At 62.5% G+C, this 26,309-nt stretch carries 23 protein-coding genes and 1 pseudogene; 11 read left to right on the top strand and 13 right to left on the bottom strand.

Annotation, left to right across the window (positions count from 1 at the left end; translation table 11 throughout):
* Positions 1–302: 302 nt before the first annotated feature.
* Positions 303–1,259 carry a helix-turn-helix domain-containing protein gene (locus V1279_RS33360; protein WP_334444791.1) on the top strand — a complete coding sequence of 319 codons (957 nt, stop codon included), beginning with the start codon at positions 303–305 and terminating at the stop codon, positions 1,257–1,259.
* Positions 1,260–1,527: 268 nt separating this feature from the next.
* Positions 1,528–2,151, top strand: coding sequence for a hypothetical protein (locus tag V1279_RS33365; protein ID WP_334444793.1), 624 nt, complete (start codon positions 1,528–1,530; stop codon positions 2,149–2,151).
* Positions 2,152–2,221: 70 nt separating this feature from the next.
* Here V1279_RS33365 and V1279_RS33370 read toward each other — a convergent pair whose 3' ends face one another.
* Positions 2,222–2,419 carry a hypothetical protein gene (locus V1279_RS33370; RefSeq protein WP_334444795.1) on the bottom strand — a complete coding sequence of 66 codons (198 nt, stop codon included), beginning with the start codon at positions 2,417–2,419 and terminating at the stop codon, positions 2,222–2,224.
* Positions 2,420–2,496: 77 nt separating this feature from the next.
* On the bottom strand, positions 2,497–3,504 hold the full coding sequence (locus V1279_RS33375) for a 2-dehydropantoate 2-reductase (RefSeq protein WP_334444797.1): 1,008 nt from the start codon (positions 3,502–3,504) through the stop codon (positions 2,497–2,499).
* Positions 3,505–3,644: 140 nt separating this feature from the next.
* On the opposite strand from V1279_RS33375, the gene V1279_RS33380 reads away from it, so the two are divergent.
* A complete protein-coding gene (locus V1279_RS33380; RefSeq protein WP_334444799.1) occupies positions 3,645–4,220 on the top strand; it encodes a YidB family protein in 576 nt (191 codons plus the stop codon).
* 125 nt (positions 4,221–4,345) lie between these two features.
* The gene (locus V1279_RS33385; protein ID WP_334444801.1) at positions 4,346–4,624 is read left to right on the top strand and encodes a GlsB/YeaQ/YmgE family stress response membrane protein; all 279 of its coding nucleotides are present in this window, start codon (positions 4,346–4,348) and stop codon (positions 4,622–4,624) included.
* Between the two features lie 190 nt (positions 4,625–4,814).
* On the opposite strand, the gene V1279_RS33390 is transcribed toward V1279_RS33385, so the two are convergent.
* Positions 4,815–5,597, bottom strand: a complete 783-nt coding sequence (locus V1279_RS33390) for an SDR family NAD(P)-dependent oxidoreductase (protein ID WP_334444803.1) — start codon at positions 5,595–5,597, stop codon at positions 4,815–4,817.
* A gap of 281 nt (positions 5,598–5,878) precedes the next feature.
* Here V1279_RS33390 and V1279_RS33395 point away from each other — a divergent pair.
* From V1279_RS33395 to V1279_RS33405, 3 genes and pseudogenes are all read left to right on the top strand, one after another.
* Positions 5,879–6,952, top strand: a pseudogene (locus V1279_RS33395) (acyl-CoA dehydrogenase family protein).
* A gap of 55 nt (positions 6,953–7,007) precedes the next feature.
* Entirely contained in the window at positions 7,008–8,168 is a 1,161-nt protein-coding gene (locus V1279_RS33400) for an acyl-CoA dehydrogenase family protein (protein ID WP_334444805.1), read from the top strand.
* 17 nt (positions 8,169–8,185) lie between these two features.
* Positions 8,186–8,986, top strand: a complete 801-nt coding sequence (locus V1279_RS33405) for an enoyl-CoA hydratase/isomerase family protein (protein ID WP_334444807.1) — start codon at positions 8,186–8,188, stop codon at positions 8,984–8,986.
* Positions 8,987–9,038: 52 nt separating this feature from the next.
* On the opposite strand, the gene V1279_RS33410 is transcribed toward V1279_RS33405, so the two are convergent.
* From V1279_RS33410 to V1279_RS33435, 6 genes are all read right to left on the bottom strand, one after another.
* Complete coding sequence (locus V1279_RS33410) at positions 9,039–10,316, bottom strand: IS4 family transposase (RefSeq protein WP_334444809.1); 1,278 nt, start codon at positions 10,314–10,316, stop codon at positions 9,039–9,041.
* A 324-nt stretch (positions 10,317–10,640) separates the two neighbouring features.
* Positions 10,641–11,405, bottom strand: a complete 765-nt coding sequence (locus tag V1279_RS33415; RefSeq protein ID WP_334444811.1) for a hypothetical protein — start codon at positions 11,403–11,405, stop codon at positions 10,641–10,643.
* Position 11,406: 1 nt separating this feature from the next.
* Complete coding sequence (locus tag V1279_RS33420; RefSeq protein ID WP_334444813.1) at positions 11,407–12,201, bottom strand: enoyl-CoA hydratase; 795 nt, start codon at positions 12,199–12,201, stop codon at positions 11,407–11,409.
* Between the two features lie 165 nt (positions 12,202–12,366).
* A complete protein-coding gene (locus V1279_RS33425) occupies positions 12,367–13,575 on the bottom strand; it encodes an ABC transporter substrate-binding protein (protein ID WP_334444815.1) in 1,209 nt (402 codons plus the stop codon).
* 230 nt (positions 13,576–13,805) lie between these two features.
* Positions 13,806–17,132: an adenylate/guanylate cyclase domain-containing protein gene (locus V1279_RS33430; protein WP_334444817.1), complete on the bottom strand. Its 3,327-nt coding sequence runs from the start codon at positions 17,130–17,132 to the stop codon at positions 13,806–13,808.
* A gap of 368 nt (positions 17,133–17,500) precedes the next feature.
* Complete coding sequence (locus V1279_RS33435) at positions 17,501–17,914, bottom strand: VOC family protein (protein ID WP_334444819.1); 414 nt, start codon at positions 17,912–17,914, stop codon at positions 17,501–17,503.
* A gap of 82 nt (positions 17,915–17,996) precedes the next feature.
* On the opposite strand from V1279_RS33435, the gene V1279_RS33440 reads away from it, so the two are divergent.
* Together V1279_RS33440 and V1279_RS33445 are read left to right on the top strand one after the other, a co-directional pair.
* Complete coding sequence (locus tag V1279_RS33440) at positions 17,997–18,785, top strand: thermonuclease family protein (protein ID WP_334444821.1); 789 nt, start codon at positions 17,997–17,999, stop codon at positions 18,783–18,785.
* A gap of 99 nt (positions 18,786–18,884) precedes the next feature.
* Positions 18,885–20,372: a M48 family metalloprotease gene (locus tag V1279_RS33445; RefSeq protein WP_334446686.1), complete on the top strand. Its 1,488-nt coding sequence runs from the start codon at positions 18,885–18,887 to the stop codon at positions 20,370–20,372.
* A 46-nt stretch (positions 20,373–20,418) separates the two neighbouring features.
* On the opposite strand, the gene V1279_RS33450 is transcribed toward V1279_RS33445, so the two are convergent.
* Positions 20,419–21,429, bottom strand: a complete 1,011-nt coding sequence (locus V1279_RS33450; RefSeq protein WP_334444823.1) for an AraC family transcriptional regulator — start codon at positions 21,427–21,429, stop codon at positions 20,419–20,421.
* Positions 21,430–21,752: 323 nt separating this feature from the next.
* Here V1279_RS33450 and V1279_RS33455 point away from each other — a divergent pair, with 323 nt between their 5' ends.
* Both V1279_RS33455 and V1279_RS33460 read left to right on the top strand, forming a co-directional pair.
* The gene (locus V1279_RS33455) at positions 21,753–22,634 is read left to right on the top strand and encodes an MBL fold metallo-hydrolase (RefSeq protein WP_334444825.1); all 882 of its coding nucleotides are present in this window, start codon (positions 21,753–21,755) and stop codon (positions 22,632–22,634) included.
* 51 nt (positions 22,635–22,685) lie between these two features.
* Positions 22,686–23,186 (top strand): DUF1326 domain-containing protein, encoded by a 501-nt coding sequence (locus V1279_RS33460; RefSeq protein WP_334444826.1) that lies wholly within the window; start codon positions 22,686–22,688, stop codon positions 23,184–23,186.
* Positions 23,187–23,734: 548 nt separating this feature from the next.
* Here the strand turns inward: V1279_RS33460 and V1279_RS33465 are convergent.
* From V1279_RS33465 to V1279_RS33475, 3 genes are all read right to left on the bottom strand, one after another.
* Positions 23,735–24,097 carry a hypothetical protein gene (locus tag V1279_RS33465; protein ID WP_334444828.1) on the bottom strand — a complete coding sequence of 121 codons (363 nt, stop codon included), beginning with the start codon at positions 24,095–24,097 and terminating at the stop codon, positions 23,735–23,737.
* A 208-nt stretch (positions 24,098–24,305) separates the two neighbouring features.
* Positions 24,306–24,665, bottom strand: coding sequence for a hypothetical protein (locus V1279_RS33470; RefSeq protein ID WP_334444830.1), 360 nt, complete (start codon positions 24,663–24,665; stop codon positions 24,306–24,308).
* A gap of 581 nt (positions 24,666–25,246) precedes the next feature.
* Entirely contained in the window at positions 25,247–26,035 is a 789-nt protein-coding gene (locus V1279_RS33475) for a CarD family transcriptional regulator (protein ID WP_334444832.1), read from the bottom strand.
* Positions 26,036–26,309 lie beyond the last annotated feature (274 nt).

The raw sequence follows: 26,309 nt of genomic DNA on the forward strand, positions 1-26,309 counted from the left end.
CGCAACACCATGAAGTCTTCCGTCGCCGCAAAACAAATAGCATTCCGCGTGAGCAGCTATAATGGATTTGCAACACGTCGTGCAGCACCTCGACCGGCGGACCGGCCGTCAGCCTCGCCGCCGGCTAAGCCCTTCGAATTCCTCGGTAGTTTTTCGGCCGCCCTCGGCATCGAACGCGGCCATTGTTCACGCAGGCGGCTTGCAGTCGCACTCCCCACCGGCCACACGTGTTAACACGAAGTTAACCAGAGCGTTCGACGCTAGAGACCGGATTCGACGATTCGGGCGCCGGGCACCTTGAGATGCTGTTCCAGAACCTTTCGCCTTCACCGGCGCTTTCGATCACGCAATTTTCCGACATCGACGCCTTCCGGCCGGTCGAGTTCGTCGCCGATGCGCGCAGCGTCCCGCTGAACCTCGCCAACTTCCATACCGCACGCGCGATCGTGCAGTTGCCGTTCTGCCAGATCGCCGTGCTCACCTCGTTTCCCCGCATTCTCGATGTCAGCTATCGCGCGGCGCATGGCGTCGTCATCTTCCAGCTCGAGGACCGCTACGAGGTGTCCGTCAACGGCATGTCCGTGAACCGTCCGGCCTTTATCGGCATGCGCGGCAATCTGGATTTGCAGTTCGTCGAGCCCCGCGGATCGCTGCACGCGATCATCACCCTTGGCGCCGGCCTGCAGGATCGGGAGTGGTTCGATGCGCCGGACGAGCTGTGCCCGTTCATGCCGGACGTCGATGCTCTGGCGACGGTCCGATCGGTCACGACAGGTATTTTGCAGACGGCTTCTGCCAGACCGGACCTGTTGCAGGACCCGCGCTCGGCGCTCGCCATCCAGGAAGACCTGCTGCTCGCCATCGACGAGATGTTCCGCCGCAGTAGGACGCCGGAAGTGGCGGGCCGGCTTGCAAGCAGGAGCTATTGCCGCCTGGTTCGCATGATCGACGACTATGTCGCCTTTCATGCCGCCTCGGCGATCTACAGCGCCGACCTCGCCGAACAATGCGGCGTGTCGGTCAGAACCTTGGGCACGGCGGTGGCGAGCGTTCGCGGCATGAGCCTGCATCGCTATCTGCGTCTCAAGCAGCTTTGGTCGGCCCGCGCACAACTCGTGAAAGGGTCTGACGCCATCACCGTGACGTCGTGCGCCCGAGCCAACGGGTTCCATCACATGGGCGAATTTGCAAGGCTCTATCGCGCAACGTTCCATGAAACGGCATCGCGCACATTGGCCCGCGCGAGAGGCGCTGACTGATTTCTGCCACAATGCGACGTACCTATCCGCGCGCCCTCGGATGGCGCACTTAGAATCGCTGCAATATCATGCCCGCTCGCGTGCTTCGCCGTTGAATTTACTCAATAATTTTCAACGACATAGCATTGTGTTCCATCGGTCACATCCAGCGGATAAGATCACAACGACAGCGGGAACATCGTGCAATTTCGGCGTGACAGCGCTGCCAAAATGATGACAATCGACTCAATCAAAGTTCCCTAGAGAATTCGACTGGAGAGTATCGTCCGTGATCGCCTCACGTGCATCTTCGTTTGTTGTTGCCACCATCGGGAGCCTCGTCGTGCTGGCCCCGGTGCGCTGCGACGCGCAGTGGTGGCGCAGCGCGCCTGTCGATTTCGAATCCTGCGCCGATGTGGCCGAGAAGGCGAGCACCAAGGAAGAAAAGACGGCGAAGCTCGCCGAGTGCAACGCGAAGTTCGCCGGCCGCCGCAAGCCCGGTGGCGGCTACACCTATTACGATTTCATGCAGGACCGGACCTTCGACATCGCAGGCCCCAACCCGACGCCGGAAGAGCAGAAGAGAATCGACGAGCAATATACCGCCTACCTCGAGCGCGAGCGGCGCAGCCACATCGCCGCAGCAATGGCGGCCAAGCAGCAGGAGCCGCCACCAGCGCAGGGGTGGCAGCAGGTCTCGCTGCGCACCGAACAGGTATCTCCTCCACCGGCCGAAACCGAAAAGGTGCCGATACCGGTGGCAAGTCCAGTCAAGCAGGCGGCGCGCATCAAGGCTGCCCAATGCGCCAAGAACCAATTCTCGTGTGAATGGCCGCGGCTTTCAGAGAGCATCAACGAACTGAAAAGGCTGCTCAACCCGCAGCAGCAGCCGGCCAAGCAGAAGAAGAGCTAGATATTTTTGTCGTTCCTGCGAACGCAGGGACGACGTGGGGAGAGGCGTGCTCACGCGCATGACGTCAGCGTCAATGCGCGCGCTGCTTGTTGACCCGACGCGGCTTGACGACCGGCGGTACGGCCGCCCGCGATGCTGCCCGCTGCTCCTGCAGCCGCGCATCATAGCCCGGCGATGGCGTAGCCGTCGGCGGCACTGCCTGGGCGGGTGTCAACGACGCCGAGCCGGCAAGGACAACCGCCATCAATGCCAGACCTGTCCATTTCATTCGCATCTCCCTCGAACGCATGTTCGATCTGTGCTGGACCAGCGCCAATCTAGGCCAAGCCGCACTCGCTGAGCCAATCAATTCGCAGCCCGAATCTGCTCCGGCGTCAGGCCGGGCGAGCCCTTGGCGTCACGCTCGGCCTGCCGGATCAGTTCCACGATCCGGCGCGACAGCGGCGCCTGCAGCCCGCGACGTTCGGCGATCTCGGTGATGACGCCCTGCAGATAATCGATCTCGGTGCGCCGGCCCTGTTTCAGATCTTCCCACATCGACGAGCGCGCCTCGGGATCGATTTTCATCGTTCGTCCCAGCAATGCTTCGAAGATCGGGTCCGGCAGTCGCAACAGCGGCGGCATCCATGCGGCCGGAATCGGCGTCGGCGCGACCGGCTTGATGCCCTCGGTGCGGATCGCAGCCAAAGCTTCCGCCAGCTGATCGGCGAATAATCGCCGCCATGGCCGTTGGGCCAGCTGCCGGCGCAGCGGCAGGTCGGCCAGCGCATTGAGCGCGTTGTTGAGATTGAGCAGGAGCTTGCCCCATTGCACGCCGTCAATGTTGTCGGTCGGACGTATCGTCAGGCCCGGGACCGAGAGCTTCTCTACGGTGCGCGCCTCGTCCTGCTCGATGACGATGTCGCCCGAGGTCGCGCGATGAAACCGCCCGTTGCCGAGCGCCATCACGTTGAACGGCACCATGCCGCCGAGCACGCGCCGCCCCGGCAGGCGATGACGGAGGACAGCGGCATTGCCGACGCCGTTTTGCAGGCTGACGATGACGGCATCCGATGGTGCGTGCTTGGCGATGATTTCGGCCATGGCCGCGGTATCCGCGCTCTTGACCGTGACGAGCACGATGCCGGCGTCCTCAAAAACGGAAGGATTTTCCGACAATGCGAACTGACCGCGCGTGATGGTCTGGTCGAAACCTTCAAAACTCGTCGGCCGCAGGCCGCCTGCTTCGATTTCAGCGATCACGCGCGGACGCGCCAGCAGCGCAACGCGGCGGCCGCCGGCCGCCAGCATGCCGCCGACGAAGCAGCCGATGCTGCCCGCCCCTGCAATACCGATCGTTTGGCCCGAAACCATTTCGCCACCCACCGCGTTGCACCGGGCTTCAAATAGCAGAGCGCGCGGACCGTGCCTATCGCAGGCGCTGGCCGCCCGCTCCTTGTAACCGTCATACGCCGCCGTTATGTTTCACGCGGGGCTACGCAGAGGAGACGACCATGGGTTTACTCGACGTACTCAACGGCATGCAGAATGGCCCGCGCGGCCCGAGCCGCCCCAGCGAACAATCCGACGGCGGCGGAATGTCGCCCCTCACCATGGCGATCCTGGCGCTGCTGGCCTGGAAAGGCATCAAGCATTTCAGCGGCAACCAGACCGGCTCGACACCGCAACCGGCGCCCGCGCCCGGCAATGTGAGCGCGGGCATGCCCGGTGGCGGCGTGGGCGGCGGACTGAGCGACATGCTCAAGGGCGGCTTGGGCGGCCTTCTGGCAGGCGGCGCGGCCGGCAGCATTCTCAGCGGCGGCCTCGGCGACCTGCTGAATCAATTCCAGCAGAAGGGGCTTGGCGATAAGGCCGACTCCTGGGTCAGCAACGGTCCCAACAAGCAGATCGCGCCCGGCGATCTCGCCAACGCACTTGGCGCCGACCAGATCGATCAGCTATCGGCGCAGAGCGGCCTGTCGCGCGACGATTTGCTGCAAGGCCTCAGCCAGTATCTGCCCGACGTCGTCAATCATTTGACGCCGGACGGACGGCTGCCGAACGAAAACGAGTTGTCGGAACGGATTTGACGCCGCGCCATAGCGTTTTCGAGCGAAGTGGATACCGGTTCGCGTGAAGAAAACGCGTCAAACAAGAACTAACGCGGCGGTCGGCGCCGCTCTGCTTCATCATCGACGCATCGAGAGGGACAGCCATGAGCGGCATTATCTGGATCATCGTCGTCGGCTTTGTCGCCGGCATTATCGCGCGTATCCTATCGCCGGGTCAGAACAACCCGACCGGCTTCATCCTGACCACCGTGCTCGGCATCGCCGGCGCGTTTCTGGCAACCTTCATCGGCCAGGCGATCGGCCATTATGGCCCCGATCAGGGCGCCGGCTTCATCACCGCCACCATCGGCGCGCTGGTGGTGCTGTTCATCTGGAACCGGCTGGTGGCAAGGGGAATGATTTCCGATCCGGGGAACAGGTAAGCGCCCGTCCACACCTCTCCATCGCCATGCCCGGGCAGAAGCGCGAAGCGCGTCTTCGCGCTAGATGTCCCGGGCATCCATGTTCTTGTCGCCACGCGCAAAACACGACGTGGATGGCCGGGTCATAGGCGAGCGGAAGCGACGCCGTCCTTCGGACGGCTAAGCCCGGCCATGACGGCGAATGCAATCCTCACAAAACCAGATGCATGCCCGCATCCATGCGGACGAACTCGCCGGTCATGTTGCTCGACGCCGGCGAGGCGAGGAAGCACACCAGTTGCGCGATGTCTTCGGCCGTCGAGGCGACCTTCAGCGGCACCTTCGCCACCACGGCGTCGCGCACCGCCTTGGCGCCGGCCTCGCCGCGGCCCTTGGTGAACCAGGGCGTGTCGATGTAGCCGGGGCACACCGTGTTGACGCGGATCAAGGGCGCCAGCGCGCGCGCCAGCGATTGCGTCATGGTGTTGAGCGCGCCCTTGCTCGCGGCGTAGGCGACCGACGAGCCGCCGCCGGAAATGCCGGCGACCGACGAGACGTTGACCACGGCGGACGACAGGCCGGAGGCTTTCGCGCCGGCCTCGAGCTGTGCGCGCGCCGCGCGGATCATCTGGAACGGGCCGATCGTGTTGACGGCGTAGATGCGCTGAAAATCCTCAGCCGTTAGCCCGTCGAGATCGTGATGCGGCACATGCTTGGTGGTGCCGGCATTGTTGACCAGCACGTCGAGACGGCCCCACGCCGCCGCGGCAGCCGCGATCTTCCTGCAATCCTCGTCGCGCGAAACGTCGCCCTGCACCACCACAACTTCGGCGCCGGCGCTGCGGCAGAGATCGGCGGTCGCTTCAGCTTCCGCCTTGCTGTTGGAATAGTTGACGACGATGCGCGCGCCGCCCTTTGCCAGAATGGCGGCGGTGGCGGCCCCGAGGCCCGAGGCAGAACCGGTGACAATCGCGCACAAACCATCCTTCGACATCCGCATTTCCTCTTGTTGCTTTTGGCTGAGTTTCGAACCGCCCGTGGACAGGCTTCACGGCTACCATATCCCGCGATGAACGGCGTGCAAATCCGCGAAATCCGTTGCGCGGAATTTATTCTTTGCCTGATGGCCTTCATGCCACCGCCACATGCAGCCCTGCGGACAGCGCTTGTCACGGCTATGGCTTTTGCCCATCATAAAGCGCAAGAAAAAGACCGCAGCCGCCCCCCGGGCATAACCGTTGGGATTGGCATGCCAATTTCAAATCGGGGAACGCTGTGGCGGAGAGTGAGAACATCGTTGCCGAGACCGCGGAGAAAATCTTCGCCGACCTCGCCGACGCCCAAACCATCAATCGCGATAACAAAGGCGCGTGGAAAGCGCCGCTCTGGCAGGCGTTGACCGAGGCCGGCCTGCCACTGTCGTGGGTACCGGAAGATTGCGGCGGCTCGGGCGCCTCTCTCGCCGAAGGTTTCAGCGTGTTGAGCGCCGCCGGACGTTTTTGCGGTCGCGGTGCCGCTCACTGAGACCATGCTGGCCGGCTGGCTGCTGGCGCAGGCCAAGATCGCTTCGCCCGATGGCGAAATGACGGTGGTGCCCGCGAGCCCGAAGGACCGGATCGCCGTCAATGCCGATGGCAGCCTGTCGGGCACGGCCCGCGGCGTGCCGTTTGCCAAGGCGGCAAAGCACTTTGCGGTGCTCGCAAGCGATGTGAAGGGCAGCCTCTCCATTGCGCTGGTCGATGCCGGCAAGTTCCGGATCGAGACCGGACTCAATCTCGGCGGCGACAATTCGGACACCGTGACGCTGGACAAGGTCCAGCCGGTCACGATCAAGCCGGCACCGCGAGGTTTCGACCAGACCCGGCTGATGCTGATGGGCGGCGTCGCGCGATCGCTGCAGATCGCAGGTGCGCTGGAATCGATGCTGGAAATTTCCGTGCGCTATTCCAACGAGCGCATAGCCTTCGAGAAGAAGATTTCAAAATTCCAGGCGGTGCAGCCGGGCACAATCTGGCGCGACTCGCCGGCGAGTCGGCGGCGGCGCTTGCGGCTGCGACCTCGGCCGCGGACGCCATTGCCAACGCAACCACCTTCAACGACGAAGTGTTCCTCGAAGCGGTGGCGGCAAAGATCCGCTGTGCGGAAGCCGCCGAGAAGGGCGGCGCCATTGCCCATCAGGTGCATGGCGCGATCGGCTTCACCATCGAGCACATCCTGCATCGCTATTCACTGCGCGCGCTGGCGTGGCGCGACGATTTCGGCTCGGAAAGCTACTGGGCGGTCGAACTCGGCAAGCTGGTAGCCAACCGTGGCGCCGATGAATTGTGGCCGCTGGTCGCCTCGCGCTGACAACGCTCACATCGATTTGCACACCGATCTGCCTGCATAGAAGTCGAGACCAACAATGACCGCAGCCCTCCGTTTCGATCCGATCCGCCTGCCGAGTGAATGCGAGCAGTTGCGCAAGGAAGTGCGCGCCTTCCTCGCCGAAGAAATCGCCGCCGGCACCTTCGACCCGCACCAGCCGAACCGCGAAGACACCGACGTGCCGGAGTTCTCCCGAAAAGTCGGTGCGCGCGGCTGGCTCGGCATGACCTGGCCGAAGAAATATGGCGGCCATGAGCGCTCGTTCCTCGAGCGTTACGTGGTGACCGAGGAGATGCGCGTGGCGAACGCGCCGACGCGGCGCTTCTTCGTCGCCGACCGGCAGAGCGGGCCGGTGCTGCTGAAATACGCGCCGGAAAATATCAAGATGGACATCCTGCCGCGCATCTGCCGCGGCGAGATCTGCTTTGCGATCGGCATGAGCGAGCCGAATTCCGGCTCCGACTTGTTTGCGGCCAAGACGCGCGCGACCAAGACAGACGGCGGCTATCTGATCAACGGCACCAAGATCTGGACCTCCTCGGCCCATATCGCCGACTACATGATCGCAATCTTCCGCACCTCCCCCCCGACCAAGGAGAACCGCCGCCACGGCCTGACGCAGTTCCTGGTCAAGATGAAGCAGCCGGGCATCCAGGTGAACCCGATCGGCCAGATCACCGGGCAGTATGAATTCAACGAGGTGGTGTTCACGGACTTTTTCGTTCCCGACGATCACGTGCTCGGCGAAATCGACGGCGCCTGGAAGCAGGCGACGTCGGAACTGGCCTATGAGCGTTCCGGCCCCGAGCGTTTTCTCGAGACCTATTACGTGTTGACCGAACTGGTCCGCGCCGTCGGCAACAATCCGGATACCCGCAGCGCCGAAGGCATCGGGCGGCTGGTGGCGCAGGTGCATACCATGCGTCGCATGTCGGTTTCGGTGGCGGGCATGCTGCAGGCCGGCAAGGAGCCGGTCGTCGAAGCTTCCATTGTCAAAGACATCGGCACGGTGTGGGAGCAGCAGCTGCCGCACCGCGTCCGCGAACTCGCCGCCTTCGTCGAGGAAACCGCCACCAACCGCGAGACGCTGGAACAGCAACTTTCATTCGCGATCAAGACCGCGCCCAAGCTGACGATCCAGGGCGGCACCACCGAAGTGCTGCGCGGCATCATCGCCCGCGGGCTCGGTTTGCGCTAATTCAAGAAGGAAACTCCATGAGCAAATACACGGATATCGGCGTCGAGAAGCACGGCCATGTCGGCCTGATCGAAATCAGAAAGCCGCCCCTCAACTTCTTCGACGTCTCCTTGATCAACCAGATCGCGGATGCGCTGGAAGAGTTCGACAACGACATCGAAATCCGCGCCTCGGTACTCGCAGCGCAAGGCAAGGCGTTCTGTGCCGGCGCCGATTTTTCCGATCCGAAGCGGCAGGAGCAGGAAGCGAGCGCGCAAAACGATCCGGCGGCTAACCTGCCGATCAACCATCTCTACGTTCAGGCCGTGCGCATCTTCCGCAACAAGAAGCCGGTCGTCGCCGCCATCCATGGTGCCGCCATCGGTGGCGGCCTGGGGCTCGCCGTATCCGCCGATTTCCGCGTCACCTGCCCCGAAGCGCGCTTCGCGGCCAATTTTACAAAACTCGGCTTCCATCCCGGCTTCGGCCTGACCGCGACGCTTCCCGAACTGGTCGGCAGGAACAATGCGGAATTGATCTTCTACACCAGCCGCCGCGTCACCGGCGAGGAAGCCACGCGGATGGGCCTCGCCAATCTCTGCGTGCCGCAGGATCAGGTCCGTGCTGAAGCGATGAAGCTCGCCGCCGAAATCGCCGAATGCTCGCCGCTCGGCCTGATCTCCACCCGCGCCACCATGCGCGCCGGCCTCGCCGACCGCGTCATGGCCGCCACCAACCACGAACTCGCCGAGCAGACCAAACTCCGCGCGACGGAGGATTTCAAGGAAGGCGTCAAGGCCACCGCCGAGCGCCGGGTAGCGAATTTCAAGGGACGGTAGGGCGCACGCACGTCTCTCTCAACCCGTCGTCCCTGCGAACGCACTAGGGCATCTACACGTTTGCCGGGCCATATACGAGGATTTGGAAGCGAGCCATTCCGATGTGGAAGGTGATTGGTCCAGGTGGGCGATGCGAGGCGTAGCCGGTCCATCCGCCGAGCTTTGCGATGATCCATGCGGCCCAGGCGATAGTGTTGGGGCGATGGTGGTTCTTCTGAAGCTCGGTCCGGCCTTTCAGGGTTTTGTTGATGGCCTTGAGCGCTTCGATCTCGTCCGGTGTGAACGCAAAATCTGCCGGCAATTCTTCGCCGCCATTGCGGGCTTGAACCAGCTGGATGACGATACATGCCACTCTGGTAGCGATCGCCGCGAGTTTGATCAGGCCTTCAGCGCTGTCGAGCTGACTATCCTCGATGCGCAGACCCTGGCTCTTCAGCGAGCGAAAGAGCTGTTCGATGATCCAGCGCTGCTTGTACCAGGAGACGATCCGCCAGGCATCGGCGGCAGCGGCAATCGGATGCGTGGTCAAGAGCAACCAATGAATGGGCTTGGCGCCCTTCGGGGGGCGCAACTCGACGACTTCCACGAAGCTGACTTTGACGCCCTCCGGCAGGTCTTTCACGCCGGGGCGCGGCGGCCGTTTGAGCACAACGGTTCCGAAGCGCATGGAGAGGTGGGCCTGGCGACCGCGGCGATCCATTCGCTTTGGCAGATCGATCACCGCCTTGTCGCAGAAGCGGGCCCGTTCGACTGCCTGATAAAGCGTGCCGCCGTCGACCAGCGCATGGTCGTGCATGGCGCGCGACAGGAGGTGGACATTGTCAGCGGGTGTCAGCGCCCAGTGAGCAAAGAAATCCCCCTCGCGGTCGTTGACAACGGTGATCATACGAGCAGCGGCCAGAACATCGCGGCCTTGCTCAGCGGTCGTCACCCAGCGCGCCGACTCCTTGTCGGCCAAGGCGCGCTTCTCGTGAGCGATCTTGGCCTTGCGCTTGCGCGTCCACACCTCACCGCCGGTGAGCCCGAGACAGACCCCGCTGTCGGCATCGACCGCCATCATGGCATGCAGCAACACGCCGCGAGCATTGCCTTTGCCGACCTTGCCCAAGCCGCGCCGATGTCCAGGACAGGTGTGGAACTTAATCTCGCTGGTATCCTGGATTGACAGCACATGACGCCCGCTGACCGCGATCGACGTCTGCAGGCTCCAGCCTTCAATCAGCTTGTCGATCGTGACCTGTGGATTGTTCACAAACCGCCAGAACGCCATGTTCGCAGCCCAGTCGCCCTGCGCCATCTGGCGCAAACAGACGCTGCGCGTGCAAAGCATAGCCCGGAGAAGCGCCGCCCCCTTTTATCGAGGCGAACGTCTCCAAACTTACCCAGGGACAAACCCGGTTCCTGCTGCATCTCTGGCGCTCCTTCGAATCAAAGCGCCAGAGAGAGAATCATACAAACGCTGCGGCGACAGCACATCATGCCGCTCCGAGTCAATCTGTCGCGTCCCCAAGGTGTGTAGATGCCCTAGTGCGTTCGCAGGGACCCATACGCCGCGGCCCGCGTAAAGGGCACAACGTCAGACGGCTTACTTCACCATCAAGAGCGGTGGTTATGGGTCCCTGCGTTCGCAGGGACGACTCGTTGAGGGATTTCGCTACGCCACCAGCCTGAACGTCACTCCGCAGAGATCGAAACTGTCGCCCGATACCTGGCAACCCTTCGCCTTGGCTGCATCACGCACTTTCGCTACGTCAGCGACCTTGAACGTCAACCCGCTCATCAAATCGCTCGCGCCCTTGACGAAACGGAAGCTGGCATTGGGCAATTTCAAATCAAGCTCGCCGCTTGCATTCTTGGTAACGGTAATCCCCGTGATCTTCCCCCAGTGCTCGGCCAGCCCCAACGGATCCGGGCTCTGCATCTCGACATCAGTCAGCGCCAGCGTCACGTCTTTCCGGATCGCCTTCTGCCAATCCGGCCCCGCCGGCGGATAGGGCCCCAGCACATCGTCGCTGCCTGTGGTGTGATTGAACTCGATGAAGGCCGCGCGGCAATCGCGCGGGTGCAGTTGCACGCCGTGATAGGGCACGTGCGTGATTACGTTGGCGGTGCGCACGCCGATGCTGTTGGCGTGCTTGCCGCGCGCGTCGGGATCGTTGCAGCAGAAGATCGCCATGTAGCCGCCGCGGCCGCCGGTTTTGTCGAGAAAGCGTCCCGCCGCGGTGCCCGGCTGGAACGGCGCCACCACTTCCAGCAAAATGGTGTCCACCGGCAGCAGCGCGTTTTCCAGCCCGTATTTCGCGACATTACCGTCACGGTAACAGACGTTGAGGCCCATGATCGCGGAAATATCCGAGATCACCGGCTCCAGATGCGGCGCCACCAGGCAGATCTGCCGCAGCCTGAGATATTCGGCCATATCAATGTCCCTGAAATACGGGTTTGCGCTTCTCGACGAAGGCCTTCGCCGCTTCCTTGTGGTCGGCGGTGTCGCCGGAGCGCGAATGGTGGATAGCTTCGGCGTCGAAGCAGGCTTCCAGCGACATCGTCTCGGCGTTGTTGATGTTGCGCTTGATGTAGCCCAGCGTCACCGACGGCCCCTGCGCCAGCGACATCGCAAGGTCGTGCGCTTCGGCGTCGATATCGGCTTCCGGCACTACTTTTGTCACCATGCCGAGATTGTACGCTTCCTGCGCCGACAGCACCGGCGACATCAAATAGAGCTCACGCGCCTTGGCGCTGCCGAGCATCTGGGTCAGGAAGTACGTTCCGCCGTAATCGCCCGACAATCCGACTTTGGCAAAAGCTGTCGTAATCTTGCAGGAGGCGCTGGCAACACGCAGGTCGCAGGACAGCGCGATCGAGAGGCCAGCGCCGGCGGCGGCGCCATCGAGCTGCGCCACCACGGGCTTCGGCATCTGGTGCAGGATGCGCGACACTTCCATGCCGCGGCGCAGATTGGCCATCTTGGCCTCGAAGCCGAGCGGCGCCCGGCCCTCCGCCATCGACTTGACGTCGCCGCCGACGCAGAACGTGCCGCCGGCGCCCTTCAACAGCACCGCTCGCACCTCGTGATCCTCAGCCGCGCGCCGCGCCGCCTCCACCAGCCCGCGCGTCATGTCCGGGTTGAGCGCGTTGCGCCGGTCGGGGCGGTTCATGGTGATGGTGAGTAGCCCAGCGTCGAGGTTCTGGAGGACCATTTCGTTTGCGCTCATGGACGATGCTTTCGTTGTTGTTGGTTGTCTTGACTTGGTTTTGAAGCCGTCATTGCGAGCGAAGCGAAGCAATCCAGACTTTCTTTGCCGCCCTATGGATTGCTCCGTCGCTTTCGCTCCCTTGCGCAAATGCTTCGCATTTGCCGCAGGCAATGACGCTTCGCGTCACTTCTTCACCAGCGGACAGCGCGAGGCTTCGAGCGGCTGGAACGCCTCGCCGCCGGGGATGGTGGCCAGCAGCTTGTAATAGTCCCAGCGCGCCTTCGATTCCTGTGGCTTCTTGACCTCGAACAGATACATGTCGTGCACCATTCGGCCGTCATCTCGAATTTTGCCGTTCCTGGCGAACATGTCGTTGACCGGCGTCTCCTTCATGACCTTCATGACCGCGGCCGAATCCGTGGTGCCCGCGGCCTTCACGGCTTTCAGGTAATGGCCGACGGAAGAGTAGACGCTGGCCTGCGCCGCGGTCGGCGGCCGCTTGACGCGCTCCTGGAAGCGTTTTGAGAACGCGCGGGTGTCGTCATTGAGATCCCAGTAGAACGCCTCCGCCAGCAACAGGCCCTGCGCCGTCTCCAGTCCAACGCTGTCGATGTCGGTCACGAAGGCGAGCAGCGGCGACAGCTTCTGACCGCCGCTCTTGGTTAGCCCGAATTCCGCCGCCTGCTTGATCGCGTTGATGGTATCGCCACCGGCATTCGCAAGGCCCACGACCTTCGCCTTCGAACTCTGCGCCTGCAGGAGGAACGAGGAGAAGTCCGACGTGTTGAGCGGATGCTTGACGCCGCCGAGCACCTTGCCGCCGGCCTTCACCACCACATGGGTGGTGTCCTTTTCCAGGTCCTGGCCGAACGCATAGTCGGCGGTGAGAAAGAACCAGGTCTCAAAACCTGATTTGACGGTGGCAAGCCCGGTGACGTTAGCCTGCGCAAAGGTGTCGTAGGAGTAATGCACGGTGTAGGGGCCGCAGGCCTCGTTGCTCAGGCGGATCGAGGCCGGGCCGCTATACATCACGATCTTGTTGCGCGCTTTTGCAATCTCGCCGGCGGCCAGCGCGGTCGCGGACGCCGCCACGTCGTACAGCATCTCGACGCCCTGGTTGTCGAGCATGTCGCGCGCGATGCTGGCGGCAAGGTCGGCCTTGTTGAGATGGTCGGCCGCGACGATCTCGACCTTGCGTCCGAGCACCTCGCCGCCAAAATCCTCCACCGCCATCTTCGCGGCCGTCTCCGAGCCTGGCCCGGTGATATCGGCGTAAAGCCCGGACATGTCGAGAATGCCGCCGAGCTTGAGCGGCGCCTTGGTTTGCGCCAACGCCGCACTCGCAGACATCGCCAAGACCGCCGCGACAATGCCTGTTGTTGCTCTCTTCATGGAAGGCCTCCCTTGTCGGCTGCCGCATTGCCTGCGGCTTTGAATTTTGCTCGCCGCGATCATGCCGCATGGCATCCATAGCGGCAAGGCGCAGACGTTTTCCGTTAAACGGAATGATCCTGTAGGATGGGTAGAGCGCAGCGAAACCCATCAATCGCCGCCTGTAGGAGCGATGGGTATCGCTTCGCTCAACCCATCCTACACACTCATCAGGTGCCGGGCCGGGCCACTTATCCACGCTTGAGCAAGGTTTCCGCTTCTTCGATTTCGCGCAGATCTCGCTCCATGTCGAAATCAACAAGAACTGGTGCGAGCACCTCGGGTATTGCCGCGGCTCGCCCGTTTGCACGGTAGAGGCGCGCAAGTCCGACTGCGCTGCGTAGCTCAAAAGTTTTCGTCCGTTGGGTTCGGGCGATTTCCAGCGCTCTGCGGAAGGCGTCTTCGGCCATGGAAACGTCCGGCGGATCAAGACGCAACAAGAGCTCACCCTGGCTGCGATGCAGTTCGGCATCGAGCCAATGCTGACCGGATTGCTCCGTCCACGAAATCAACTGCCGCAAAATTTCCAACCCGGACTCAGCTTGCCCGGCCTCCGCATTCGCCACCGCAACCTGCATCCCCCAAAACGGTTCACAGAGGTAGCAGTCATTCTCGTGAAGCAATGTCCAGCCCCGTTGCATTTCCGAAAGCCCACCCGTCCGGTCGCCGGCGCGCCACTTTGCCAGGCCGTTCAGGTAGCTGCCGGCGGCTATGTACAACGGCATCGTATGCTCGCGCGCGAGAGCGAGCGCCAGAATCGTCTCTGTTTCCTGCAACATGCCTCCGCATAGTCCATCGAAGACCGCCTTGTGAACGAGCGCATTGGCTTGAGAAAGCGCCGGCCTATCTGCCGTGGCGCGCACCGCTTCGGCGGCGAGCCGGCGCGATCGATCAATCGTGCCGAGCGGCCAAAGCACCAGGGCAAGAAACCTCTTGATGACGAAAGGCAGGTCCAGCGCCGATGCCCTGAAGGTCGCCGGATCAGGCTCAGCCTCGTAGATCACAAGCGCGCGCTCGAGATGCAGTCGCGCGTTCAGGTAATCGCCGCCGAACCAACAGGTTACCCCGGCTGTCGAGTGTGCGACGACCGCGGCCACTGGCGATTCCGGTCGCTGCCTGGCGACGCCCATGACTGCCTCCGTCAACTCCTGCATCGGCGCGATCTCGCCATGCGTCAAGCAGGCGTTGAACAGGCCCGAATGGATCGGCGCCAGTTCGACCGGATCATTGATGTCGGCTGCGAACTGTCGGGCGCGCTTCCACGCGGCCACCGTTTCGGGGGCGCTGTGGCCAAGGCTGCCCCGCAGCGCGCGGCCATATGCGATTTGAAGCTGCAGCCGGTTCATGCTCCGGCCCGGCTCATCGGGCAGCGCATCGGCAATGGCGACAGCCTCGCCGAGATGTGCGATTGCCTCGGTATAGGCCGAGCGTTTCAGCGCCTGCTGACCGGCCTTGCGCCACCACTCGAAGGCTACCACGCCCAGCCCCGCTTCAGTGAAGTGATATGCCACGACTTCCGGCTCGGTCTCGGCGATCACCGGAAACTGATCGCGTAGGACATCGCCAATGTGCTTATGGAGCAATTGCCGGCGGCTCTTCAGCAGGCTCTCGTAAGCCGCTTCCTGAACCAGCGCATGCTTGAAGCTGTAGCTCGCTTCCGGCGGCGCCCCGCGACGCGATAGCAGTTCGGCCTCTTCGAGCTGACCCAGCGCGGCGCACAGCGTCAGATCATCGCGCCCCGCCACACTTCGCAACAGCCTGTATGAGAAGTCGCGGCCAATGGCAGCGCCTATCTGCGCCACTTCCTTGACCGGGGCCAGCCGGTCAAGGCGCGCCATCAGCGAGTCCTGCAGTGTCGCGGGGATGGCGAGCGGCGGGAGCGGGCTATCGAGGCGATAGCGTCCGGCATCTTCCACGAGCAGTCCGGACTCCAGCACCATCTTGGTCAGTTCCTCGACAAATAGCGGGATACCATCCGTCCTGTCGATGATCTGCGTCATCATTTCGCCTGGCAGATGCCGGCCGACGGTCACCTGCTCGACCAGAGCGCGCGTGTCCTGCCGATCAAGGCGGTCGAGCCGCAACAAGCTGACGTTGGCAAGACCCGCCCAAGGCGGTTCGAACTCAGGCCGGAATGTCATGAGCGCGAGGATCGGCAACCCCCTGACCCGGTCGACTGCGAGATCAAACAGCTCAAGCGTCGTGGCGTCGGCCCAATGCATGTCCTCGCAGACAATCAGCACTGGTTGCTGCCGGGCCAACCCCTCAAGCTGATCGAGCAGGGTGGCGAACGTCTGTCGCCGCTGCTGCACTGGATTCAAGCCGAGCGGCGGATAGCGCTCGCCAGTTGGGATCGAAAGAAGCGCGGCGATCAACGGCGCCGCGTTGGCCACCTGTCGCGTTCCGAGTGCAAGCATTGCCTCGAGCTTGTCGAGCTTTTGCCCGATCGTATCCTGTGGCTCTATGCCAGCAGCGCGCTCAAGTTGAGCGATGAAGGGATGAAGCGCACTGTTGGTGTGGTAGGGCGAGCACTGATACCTCACCCGGCGGTGCGCCCCTAGCCCGAGGCTCTCTGAGAGCGTTGCGACAAAGCGCGATTTGCCGATGCCGGCCTCGCCGGAAATCATCATCACCTGGCCTTGGCCCTGCCACGCCAGCTGCTGGCGCGAAAGCGCGAATTCGATCTCTGCCTTGCGGCCGACAAAGCCAATGGATCGCGCGGTACGCACCGCCTCGAAGCGGCTCTCCGATGCAGCCCCACCTTCGACTGCCCAGACTGCGATGGGTTCGAAGATGCCCTTGACCTCGCGGAGGCCGAGGTTGCGAAAAGTGAATAGATCGCCCAGCAGCTCGCGCGTCGAAGCAGCAACGACGACCGCCCCCGGTTCTGCCAGGCCCTGGAGCCGGGCAGCAACGTTCGGTGTATCCCCGACCATTGCCTGCTGCTCTGACGCGCCTCCGCTGATGAGGTCGCCTACCACCACCAGCCCGGTCGCGATCGCGATACGCACCTCGACCCGTTCCGCGCGCGTTTCAAGCGGTCCTACTGCGGCGATGATGTCGAGCCCCGCGCGCACCGCGCGCTCCGCGTCATCCTCGTGCGCGCGGGGATAGCCGAAATAGGCGAGTATCCCGTCGCCCACAAACCTGGCGAGACTGCCGTCGTAAGTGGCAATCACCCTCGCGCAGGCGGCCCGATAGGCGCGGATCACCTCCCACATGTCCTCTGGATCCAGGCGAGCCGAGAGCGCAGTCGAGCCCACCAGATCACAGAACATGACCGTGAGGTGGCGTCGCTCGGCATCGCGCTGAAGCGCCGGCTCAGCGACCAGTTCGCCTTGATTGAGTTCGGCGATCGCGCGCAGCATTTTACGTCGATGGCCGAGCAGGACACCGAGCCTGTCGAAGTCCTGGTCCGTCAGTTCGGGAAGGACACCAAGATCAATCCCGTTCTCGGCAAAACGCAGCGCGTATTGTCCAAGCCCAAGCTTCTCGAGCCAATCCGAAATCTGCTGCATGGCTCCACCGGAATATGTGGTTGACAGCAGGCCGCATGTTGGGCCACGGCGACGAAAACTTATCCCAATGTCCCTCAGATGGCACGCCTTGATGCAGCAATTCGACTGCGAATAACTCCCTATTTCTTGCGAGAGCGGTGCTCGGCTACAGCGCTCGCTACCAAGCAGCGCATGACATGATGACAACAACTGGATTTTGATGCGCGCGCGATTTGCAGCAAGCAGCGGTGCACAACCAGTGCGTAGGATGGGGTGTGCCGCACATTCACGCGGCGGTTCGTAGGATGGGTAGAGCGCAGCGAAACCCATCAACCATTGCGCGGAGGCGTGATGGGTATCGCTGCGCTCCACCCATCCTACACAGCGCACTACCCCAGCAGCCCCTTCCCCGGCACATGATTGAGCTCGAGCCGGATGCCATCGGGATCTCCGAACAGGATCGAATAATATCCCGGCGCCCACTGATCCTCGCGCGGCGCACGGATGATTTTTGCGCCGAGCGTCTGGAGAAAACCATGCAGCTCGTCGACGTCGGCGCGCTCGCGGGCGCGGAAGCAGAGGTGATGCAGGCCGACACGCTGCTGCTCGAATGCCGCGCCTTCATGCTCGGCTAACGGCGCACTGATGCCGACCGCGGTCCGGCCGCCGACGCAATAGTAGGTGGTCTCGGTATCGATCACCGGTTTCAGCCCGAGAAACGGCAGCAGCTTGCGATAAAACGCGCGGGAGCGCTCGTAATTCGAGGCGGTGAGAAAAATATGCGCGATGCCGTTGACTTCCATTGTCTTCCCCTGCGTGGCAATCTCAGGTAGTAACGTCGTTGCTATCGAGCATACAGGAACAAGCGGGATGGAGAGCAGCGCTATGACCCGTCCGGCATTGCGTGGCAACGCGGCGCTCCCGGCATGCGCCGCGTCACTTCTCGTGCTGGCGTCCGTTGGACCGGCCGATGCCGCCGATTGCGCGCTCGAGCCGCAGGGCGAAGGACGTGTCGCCGCCGTGATCGATGCGCGCAGCTTTCGCCTCGAAGACGGCCGCGAGGTCCGGCTCGCCGGCATCGAGCGCGGTGGAACCGACGGGGCCAGCGGCAGAGCCGCATTGTCCGCGATCGCCGGCGGCCGCGACGTGACGCTGCATGGCGAGGACGACACGCCGGATCGCTATGGCCGCCAGGGCGCCTTTGTGTTCGCGACAGGCTCGGAACACTCGGTGCAAAGCGAGCTGCTGCGCCGCGGCGAGGCGCTGTTTTCGGCCGATACAGCCGACAAAAATTGCGCTGCAGCACTGGCCGCCGCCGAGGGCGCGGCACGCGATGCCAAATTGGGCATTTGGGCTGAAACCTCGGCCATAAAAAACACAGAAAGTCCGGGCGATATTCTGGCAGCGATTGGGCAGTTTACGGTGGTCGAGGGCAGAGTTCTGTCCGTTCGGCAGGCAGGGGCAATGATCTACCTGAATTTCGGGCGGAACTGGACACGGGACTTTGCTGCGACTATTTCAAGGCGCATCGTTCCGGTGTTCGAGAACGCCAGCCTTGGACCTAAATCGCTCGAAAATCGACGGATTCGTGTCCGCGGCATTGTCTCGTCGCGGGGAGGACCACGGATCGAACTGTTCCGGGTGGGGCAGATTGAGGTGCTGGGCGGGAAATAACGCTTGATCCGAGGGCTGGGCACCGGTTTTCGTTTGGATCACGCGCAAAAAAGGGATGAGATCGACGATCCCGGTCGGATCGTGGGTCCAGTGGCTGATTTGACGCATCGTGCAGAACGGCGCGAAGGAAACAGGGGCTGCAACCTTCTGGCTGCGCCGGCGCTGCTGTGCGCCGCGCTCACGCTTTCTTCCTGTGGAAATCTCGGAAAACTCGAAACCGCCGCGCCGACGGTGGCGGCGCCGAAGCCGAGCCGCGCCGTCGCGCAAACGCCCGCCAGCGAGCGCGAACATGAGCGCATTCTCGCCTCCTATGGCGGCGCCTATGACGACCCGAAACTCGCGACCCTGATCGGCAAGACCGTCGACCGGCTGGTCGCGGCCTCCGACCGTCCCGAGCAGGCCTACCGGGTGACCATCCTCAATTCCGGCGCGGTCAACGCCTTCGCGCTGCCGACCGGCCAGCTCTATGTGACGCGCGGCCTGGTGGCGCTCGCCAGCGACACCTCCGAGTTGTCCTCGGTGCTGAGCCACGAGATGGCGCATGTCATCGCAAAACACGCCTCGATCCGGGAAGACCAGGCGCGGCAGGCTGCGGTGGTGACCCGTGTCGTCACCGACATGAGCAACGATCCCGATCTGACGGCGCTGGCGCTGGCGAAAACGAAACTGACGATGGCGAGCTTCTCGCGCGCACAGGAATTCGAGGCCGACGGCATCGGCGTCGGCATTGCGGCCCGTGCCCGGTTCGATCCCTATGGCGCGGCACGCTTCCTCGCCGCCATGGAGCGCAATGCGGCGATGAAGGCGGGCAAGACCTCGCTCGATCCCCGCGCGCAGGATTTCCTGTCCTCGCATCCGGCGACGCCCGAACGCGTGCAGAACGCGCAGGCCAGCGCCCGGCAATACTCCTCGCCGCAGAGCGCCGAGCGCGACCGCGAGACCTATCTCGCCGCGATCGACAACATCGTTTATGGCGAGGACCCCAGCGAAGGTTTTGTGCGCGGCCGGCGCTTCCTGCATCCGAAGCTCGGCTTCACCTTCGCTGCGCCCGATACCTTCACGCTGGATAACACCGCGCAGGCCGTGATCGGCGTGCGCGAGGGCGGCACGCAGGCGATGCGCTTCGACGTGGTGCGCGTGCCGGCCGAACAGTCGCTCTCCGATTATCTCAATTCCGGCTGGATGGAAGGCGTTGACAAGGGCTCGACCGAAGACCTCATGATCAACGGTTTCCCGGTGGCGGCAGCCTCGGCGAATGGCGATCAGTGGCAGTTCAAGGTCTATGCGCTGCGCTACGGCAGCGACGTCTACCGCTTCATCTTCGCCGCCAAGCAGCGCAACACCGAGAGCGAGCGCAATGCGCGCGAGACCGTCAATTCGTTCCGCCGCCTGACGCTGGAAGAAATCCAGGCCGCGCGTCCCTTGCGCATCAAGGTCATCACCGTGCAGCCCGGCGATACCGTAGAATCCCTCGCCCACCGCATGACCGGTGTCGATCGCCCCGCCGAGCGCTTCCGCATCCTCAACGGCCTCGACCAGCACGCGCAGATCAAGCCGCGCGATCGCGTGAAGATCGTGGTGGATTGACGCGCGGGCACTCGCAAACGCAATCGCTGGCCTGGAGCTTCCCAAACTACGGTTGCTTCCGAAGCTGCTGCGCCTGACCTCTCAGCGTCTCCGAAGGACTTTCCCCAAAATACGTGCGGTACGTGATCGAGAACCGGCCCATGTGGGTGAACCCCGCGCTCATGGCAATCTCGGTGACATTCGCTTCCGGATCGGCCCGCAGCAGGGCCTGACGAACTTGCCTCAAGCGGGCGTTCCGCAGGTAGCGCATCGGCGAGACGCCCTTGAAATCCCTGAAGTGCATAAAGAGCGTCCGGCCCGCAACCCCGGTCGCCGTAACGAGGTCGGCCACTGTGACTGCCTGATCGAGATGAGCTTCGATGTAGTCGACCGCGCGCCTTACGTCACGCGGCGCAATCGGCCTCTCGAGGCGTCGCAGCGCGTTGCTGTAATTGTGCGGATGCGACAGCAGCAGTGCGGTAATAATGAACTGCTCGAACTGGCTCATCGTCGTCGAGCTCCAGAGCACCGATCCCGCCTGTTCCAGGTCCGCGACGGCCATCAGCACGTAGCGTGCCAGGCTGCGGCCGTACCCCGTAGCGAGGTCGATGGTGGGCGCAAAGTCGAGGGGAGCGGTTGGTGGCTCGCCGAGTAGGACGGCAAGCTGACCTGTAAGGCTGGATTTGGTCAAAGACAGTTGGATGCGGCTGCTATCGGCCTCCGATACCAGCCGACATCTCTCGCGCGTCGGCGAGATGATCGTGGCAAGGTTCGGATTGCAAACGACGTTGTCACGGCCAATGGTGGCTTCAAGCTGCCCGCGAAGCGGCAGGTGGATCCAGGTGTCGGTGCGGGCAGGGCTCGGAGACAGGACAACCGATGCGCCGCCGTATTGCACGTAACCCACGTAGAGGCCCGGCATGTAAACGCCGTTGAGGCGCGCATCGAGCTGGCGGGCCTGCCGCCCTGCGATGTCGAAGCGGTAGCCTTTCGCGCGCAGGAATGCACCGGTCTCTTCCACATTGCGGCTGCGGAAGATGGGCAACTGCTCCAGAAGCGGCGCTGTGCCAGGCTGCATGCTCGCCTCCGTGTTGATCGAGCATACCACGCATCCGAGCCATGGGCACCGGGGCCGGGAATGTTCCGATCATTCTTGCAGTTTCTGGATAATGATCGTCGGTTCCCGGAAGCGATTTACGCGCTTTCCGGATAGAACCTCGCGGCACTCGGATATCCAGCACCAAATGCGCCAGTTAGGCTTCGCGCCCAACGGGGCGGTGCCTATCGATAGGGGGGTCCATCAAGGAAGGAAGCGTCGTGACTGCAGGGCATATTCACAGAATAGCTCGTCGCCAATTTCTGGGTGAATCGGCTGCAGCGGCTCTGGCCGCAGCTGCGTGCGTGTCTTCGCTGCGACCGGCAAGAGCAGCCGTCCACGCGGTACCGGTCCACAAATCAGGCAGCCTCGAGACTCTGGTCGTAAGCGACGGCCATTTCTTCCTTCCAGTGGGCTTCCTCGCGACGCCGGACTCTCCGCCCGCCGAGCGCGAAGCTGCCCTGAACGCAACCGGACAAACCGCCGACCAGCTCCAGCTCGTGAACACTGTCGCGGTGATCCGTAGCCGGTCCGATGTGGTCCTGGTCGACACGGGCACCGGCCCGCGCCACCAGTCCACGGCGGGAAAGCTTGCGGAGAACCTCAAAGCTGCCGGCATTCCACCTGCGGCCGTGACCAAGATCGTCCTGACCCACGGCCATCCCGACCACCTGTGGGGCGTCCTCGACGCGCATGACAACCCGATCTATCCGAATGCGAGCTATCTCGTTTCGGCCGTCGAATGGAATCTTTGGGCCGACCCGGATGTGATGCGAAGGTTGCCGGCAGTCTTAGCAACCAACGATCGCATCATCAATGGCGCCAAGAACCATTTCTCGCACGCCAGAGACAAGATGAGGACGGTACGGGATGGCGATGAGATTGTCAGCGGCGTGCAGGTCATCGATACGCCAGGGCATACCCAGGGCCACATCTCGGTCGAAATCGCCGGTGGCGATGGTCTCGTCGTCGTTGCGGACGCGCTTACGCACGCTGTGATCTCATTCCAGCATCCGTCGTGGCCGGTGCCCGTCGACCATGAGCCCGATCGCGGCATCTCGACCCGCCTACGCCTGCTTGATCGACTCGTCATTGACAAGCGCCGGCTGATCGGCGCTCACCTGCCGTTCCCTGGCACCGGCTTCGTCGAGCGCAAGGATGGCGCCTATCGCTTCGTTCCGACTTGAAGCTCGCGAAAAGTCGAGTTGAGCGTCATCGCTTTCGGGAGGCGCAGTGATATGGCTGATCAATGGCTATTCAAGAGCGAGACTTATGATAACTGCAATTGCGCTATGAATTGTGGTTGCCAGTTCAACCTGCCGAGTACTCACGGCTATTGTCAGTCGGCCTTCGTCGGCACCATCGTTGAAGGCCACTTCAACGATACGCCGCTCTCAGGTTTGAACTGGGCGGCACTGTACAAGTGGCCCGGCGAAATCAAGGACGGAAACGGCCGGCGCCAGATCGTTATCGACGAGCGTGGGGATGAAGCTCAACGAATCGCGCTTGAAACGATCATCTCAGGCGAGGCATGCGAACCATTGAGCAATCTTTTCGCCGTATTCGCGTCCACATGCTCGGAATTTTGCGAGACGTTGTTCCTACCGATTGACTTCGATGCAGACTTGGAACTCAGAACCGCAAGGGTAGAGATACCCGGCCATCATGCGGAGCACCGGCAGGCCGAAGATCAACGAATTTACTGGTCAACCATTCCACATTGCGCTGGCGCGTCCTAGTGGCAGTTTCGAGTTTACTTACGCAGAAATCGGGCTAGGTGCCACGTCGGTCACAGGTGACATGGAAATGGCGTTCGAAGATTCATGGGCACACTTTTGTGTTCACCACTTCAATCAGGATGGCTTGGTCAGGGAAAGATCAAGGCTCACGACATGGCTAGGGCACATGACCTCGCGTTCCCGTGAATGACGCCAAGCGTTACCGTTCTGAAAGCATGTTTCCGGAGACGTCTTTGAACGTGAGTGGGCTCACTCGCTAGCGGGCTCACTCGCTCGAGAGTCTGTAATGGGTCTTTCGCGATGGCGTCTAGCTAGCTTTGCGAGCGCAAGCGAATTGTCCGCCGTAGCCCACCGGGCGAAGGCGCAAGCAATCCCAAGGCTACGCAACAAGGCTACGCAAACAGTGTGGATTGCTTCGTCGCTTACGCTCCCTTGCGCAAACGCTTCGCGTTTGTCGCAGGCAATGACGCGGAGAGAGCGACACATTCACCGCGTCGTCCCGGCCGTGAGCAGGGACGACATGTTGAGAAAGTTCGTACGATCTAAATCTACTCGATGGTTACACGCGCGCGCCACCGCGATTCGAAACTATTGTCGTCATCGAGCATCCGCGCCTGTGCATCCATAGGCTCGCTGCGTTTCTCTGTGAACATGCTTACGGGCGCCGCCTCCGCCTTGGCTTGCGCGGGCGCCGCTGCCGGCCACTTCAGCAAAGATTTCGAGATCACGGTCTTGCCGGCGTACCAGCATTTTCGCCCGTCGATCAGGCGCCAGGACCAATGCCCATGCACCTTTGACGGCGTAGCACTGCATTCCTTGATCTGCGCCTTGGCCTGCGCGGTCGGCATGCAAATCGGTACGAGCGCGGCAATGCAAGCGGCGAAAAAGATAAGCCGAATCTGCATCTTCATCGGTCACTCCCCCTGCGGTTAGTTGAGCGCGGGAGCAACTTCGCCCTGTATTCTGGTCATAAAAGGTCGAAAATCTGGCTGAATTCCACGTCAAAGCCCTCAAAACGCCATCTGGGATGATCTCCGGTGGCTCCATCAAAGGGCGCGGACACTGCCCGCCGGACGCTCGCATTCGCCGACTTACTTTCCTGCGGCTTCGTGACCAAGCCTAGTCGGTGATAGCCCGCGCGCGCCACCGCACTTCGAAACTGTTGGCGTAGTCGAGCAGCCGCGCTTGCGCGTCCAGTGGATCGCTGCGCTTCTCCGTGGCGACGGTTACTGGTACTGGCGCTGTATCGGCTTTCGCTTGCACCGACGCCTTCGCGGGCCACTGCAACAGCGATTTCGAGATCATGGTCTTGCCGGCGTACCAGCATTTTCGTCCATCGATCAGGCGCCAGGACCAATACCCTTGCGCACTCGATGGCCGAGCGACACTGCATTCCATGGCCTTCGCATTTGCCACGCCGGTTGGCATGAGCGCAGCGATACAAGCGGCGAAAAAGACCAGCAGAATTTGCGTCTTCATCGAACACCCCCTGCGGTTCAATTAGATGTGGACAGAAGCCTCACTTTTAAATTTGGTCACAAATGGCCGAAAATTTGGCCACATTCCGGGCGAACTGCCGCGCGATGGGTTGAGGTGAGGCGGTAACCATCTATTATTTCGAGTGCAGGCGAATTGTTCGCCGTCCGACTGCGTCAAGCGACACCGAGATCAGGAGCAGATCCAGATGATCGCGACCGCGATCGGCAAGCCCAAACCAAATGCGCTGAGCGTAGCCAGGGCGAACTCGGAGAGCAGATTTGCTTGGGGTCGTACATCAGGTAACGACATGGCGTTACTCCTTGGAGCCCCGCAAGCCCCGAATGAACAATGAAGACCGCCCTCAGGCCAAGCCTTGGCACCTCTTGGTAATGCCGGATGCTGAGCGGTTATGGTTAACAAGCGGTTAACCCGCGAGCGTTCATGTTGCCGCAATGAGTTCGACCGTGTCGTCTCGTGCAGAGAAGGGAAGCGGCGCGAGGACAGGAAACTAGCGCAACCCAAACAAAAAGCCCGGTCTTGCGACCGGGCTTTTCGTTTCAATCCCTGGAATTGGGATCCTTTCAGGCAGCCTCATCCGCCACGGCAGCGTCGTCGCCGTCGGCTTCGACATCGGCCTCGTCGGCTTCGCCGTCAGCCCCGGTCGCCTCCGCCTTGGCGCCGCGGCGCGGGCTCTTGGCGAGCTGGCTTTCGATTTCCTTGACCGCTTCGGTCTCCGTCGAATGCTGCACGACGGCGATTTCGCGCGACAGGCGATCGAGCGCTGCTTCATAAAGCTGGCGTTCGCTGTAGGACTGCTCGGGCTGCGATTCCGAACGGTAGAGGTCGCGGACCACTTCGGCGATCGCGACGATGTCGCCCGAATTGATCTTGGCTTCGTATTCCTGCGCCCGGCGCGACCACATGGTCCGCTTGACGCGCGCACGGCCCTTGAGCGTCTCCAGCGCCTTCTTGACCAGCGCCGGCTCGGACAGCTTGCGCATGCCGACATTGGCGACCTTGGCGGTCGGCACGCGGAGCGTCATCTTGTCCTTCATGAAATTGATCACGAACAGTTCGAGCTTGGCGCCCGCGATCTCCTGCTCCTCGATGGCCAGGATCTGGCCGACGCCGTGAGCGGGATAGACCACGAATTCGTTCGCCTTGAAGCCCTGACGCTGGGTCACGATCTTCTTCGGCTCCTCGACGCGCGGCGCGGCGGCGACCGGCTTGACGGGAGCCTTCGGCGCAACAGCGGCCTTCGGGGGTGCAGCCTTCACAGGGGTCTTCACGGGAGCCTTGGCAGCAACTTTCGACGCAGTGGTCTTCGAACCCGTCGCTTTCGCGGCAGTCTTGGCAGTCTTTTCTGGCATTGCGCTTCTTTTATTCTTTGAGGACTTTGTGGCCGCAACCTTCCTGGCGACCTTTACGGTCGCCTTGGCACGGCCTTTGGTTGCGCTGCGGCTGGCCGGAGCGGCTTTTTTCGTGGTCTTGGAAGCACTCTTTTTACGCGTTTTCTGTGACACAGCCTGCGCGCGGAACTGCCACGCCCCTGTTCGATGTTTTTACGGGAACCCACCGGGGCCACAAGCTACACATGGCCAGGATCGGCTTGTAATGTGCCCAATATAGCACATTTTCCGCAAA

It is taken from the genome of Bradyrhizobium sp. AZCC 1610 (assembly GCF_036924515.1).
Classification (GTDB): Bacteria; Pseudomonadota; Alphaproteobacteria; order Rhizobiales; family Xanthobacteraceae; genus Bradyrhizobium.

What these genes read in the sequence shown, in the direction of transcription:
- V1279_RS33360 (WP_334444791.1), top strand. Translation starts at nt 303, where the DNA reads ATGCTGTTCCAGAACCTTTCGCCTTCACCGGCGCTTTCGATCACGCAA.
- V1279_RS33370 (WP_334444795.1), bottom strand. Translation starts at nt 2,419, where the DNA reads ATGAAATGGACAGGTCTGGCATTGATGGCGGTTGTCCTTGCCGGCTCG.
- V1279_RS33375 (WP_334444797.1), bottom strand. Translation starts at nt 3,504, where the DNA reads ATGGTTTCGGGCCAAACGATCGGTATTGCAGGGGCGGGCAGCATCGGC.
- V1279_RS33380 (WP_334444799.1), top strand. Translation starts at nt 3,645, where the DNA reads ATGGGTTTACTCGACGTACTCAACGGCATGCAGAATGGCCCGCGCGGC.
- V1279_RS33385 (WP_334444801.1), top strand. Translation starts at nt 4,346, where the DNA reads ATGAGCGGCATTATCTGGATCATCGTCGTCGGCTTTGTCGCCGGCATT.
- V1279_RS33390 (WP_334444803.1), bottom strand. Translation starts at nt 5,597, where the DNA reads ATGTCGAAGGATGGTTTGTGCGCGATTGTCACCGGTTCTGCCTCGGGC.
- V1279_RS33400 (WP_334444805.1), top strand. Translation starts at nt 7,008, where the DNA reads ATGACCGCAGCCCTCCGTTTCGATCCGATCCGCCTGCCGAGTGAATGC.
- V1279_RS33405 (WP_334444807.1), top strand. Translation starts at nt 8,186, where the DNA reads ATGAGCAAATACACGGATATCGGCGTCGAGAAGCACGGCCATGTCGGC.
- V1279_RS33410 (WP_334444809.1), bottom strand. Translation starts at nt 10,316, where the DNA reads ATGCTTTGCACGCGCAGCGTCTGTTTGCGCCAGATGGCGCAGGGCGAC.
- V1279_RS33415 (WP_334444811.1), bottom strand. Translation starts at nt 11,405, where the DNA reads ATGGCCGAATATCTCAGGCTGCGGCAGATCTGCCTGGTGGCGCCGCAT.
- V1279_RS33420 (WP_334444813.1), bottom strand. Translation starts at nt 12,201, where the DNA reads ATGAGCGCAAACGAAATGGTCCTCCAGAACCTCGACGCTGGGCTACTC.
- V1279_RS33425 (WP_334444815.1), bottom strand. Translation starts at nt 13,575, where the DNA reads ATGAAGAGAGCAACAACAGGCATTGTCGCGGCGGTCTTGGCGATGTCT.
- V1279_RS33430 (WP_334444817.1), bottom strand. Translation starts at nt 17,132, where the DNA reads ATGCAGCAGATTTCGGATTGGCTCGAGAAGCTTGGGCTTGGACAATAC.
- V1279_RS33435 (WP_334444819.1), bottom strand. Translation starts at nt 17,914, where the DNA reads ATGGAAGTCAACGGCATCGCGCATATTTTTCTCACCGCCTCGAATTAC.
- V1279_RS33440 (WP_334444821.1), top strand. Translation starts at nt 17,997, where the DNA reads ATGACCCGTCCGGCATTGCGTGGCAACGCGGCGCTCCCGGCATGCGCC.
- V1279_RS33450 (WP_334444823.1), bottom strand. Translation starts at nt 21,429, where the DNA reads ATGCAGCCTGGCACAGCGCCGCTTCTGGAGCAGTTGCCCATCTTCCGC.
- V1279_RS33460 (WP_334444826.1), top strand. Translation starts at nt 22,686, where the DNA reads ATGGCTGATCAATGGCTATTCAAGAGCGAGACTTATGATAACTGCAAT.
- V1279_RS33465 (WP_334444828.1), bottom strand. Translation starts at nt 24,097, where the DNA reads ATGAAGATGCAGATTCGGCTTATCTTTTTCGCCGCTTGCATTGCCGCG.
- V1279_RS33470 (WP_334444830.1), bottom strand. Translation starts at nt 24,665, where the DNA reads ATGAAGACGCAAATTCTGCTGGTCTTTTTCGCCGCTTGTATCGCTGCG.
- V1279_RS33475 (WP_334444832.1), bottom strand. Translation starts at nt 26,035, where the DNA reads ATGCCAGAAAAGACTGCCAAGACTGCCGCGAAAGCGACGGGTTCGAAG.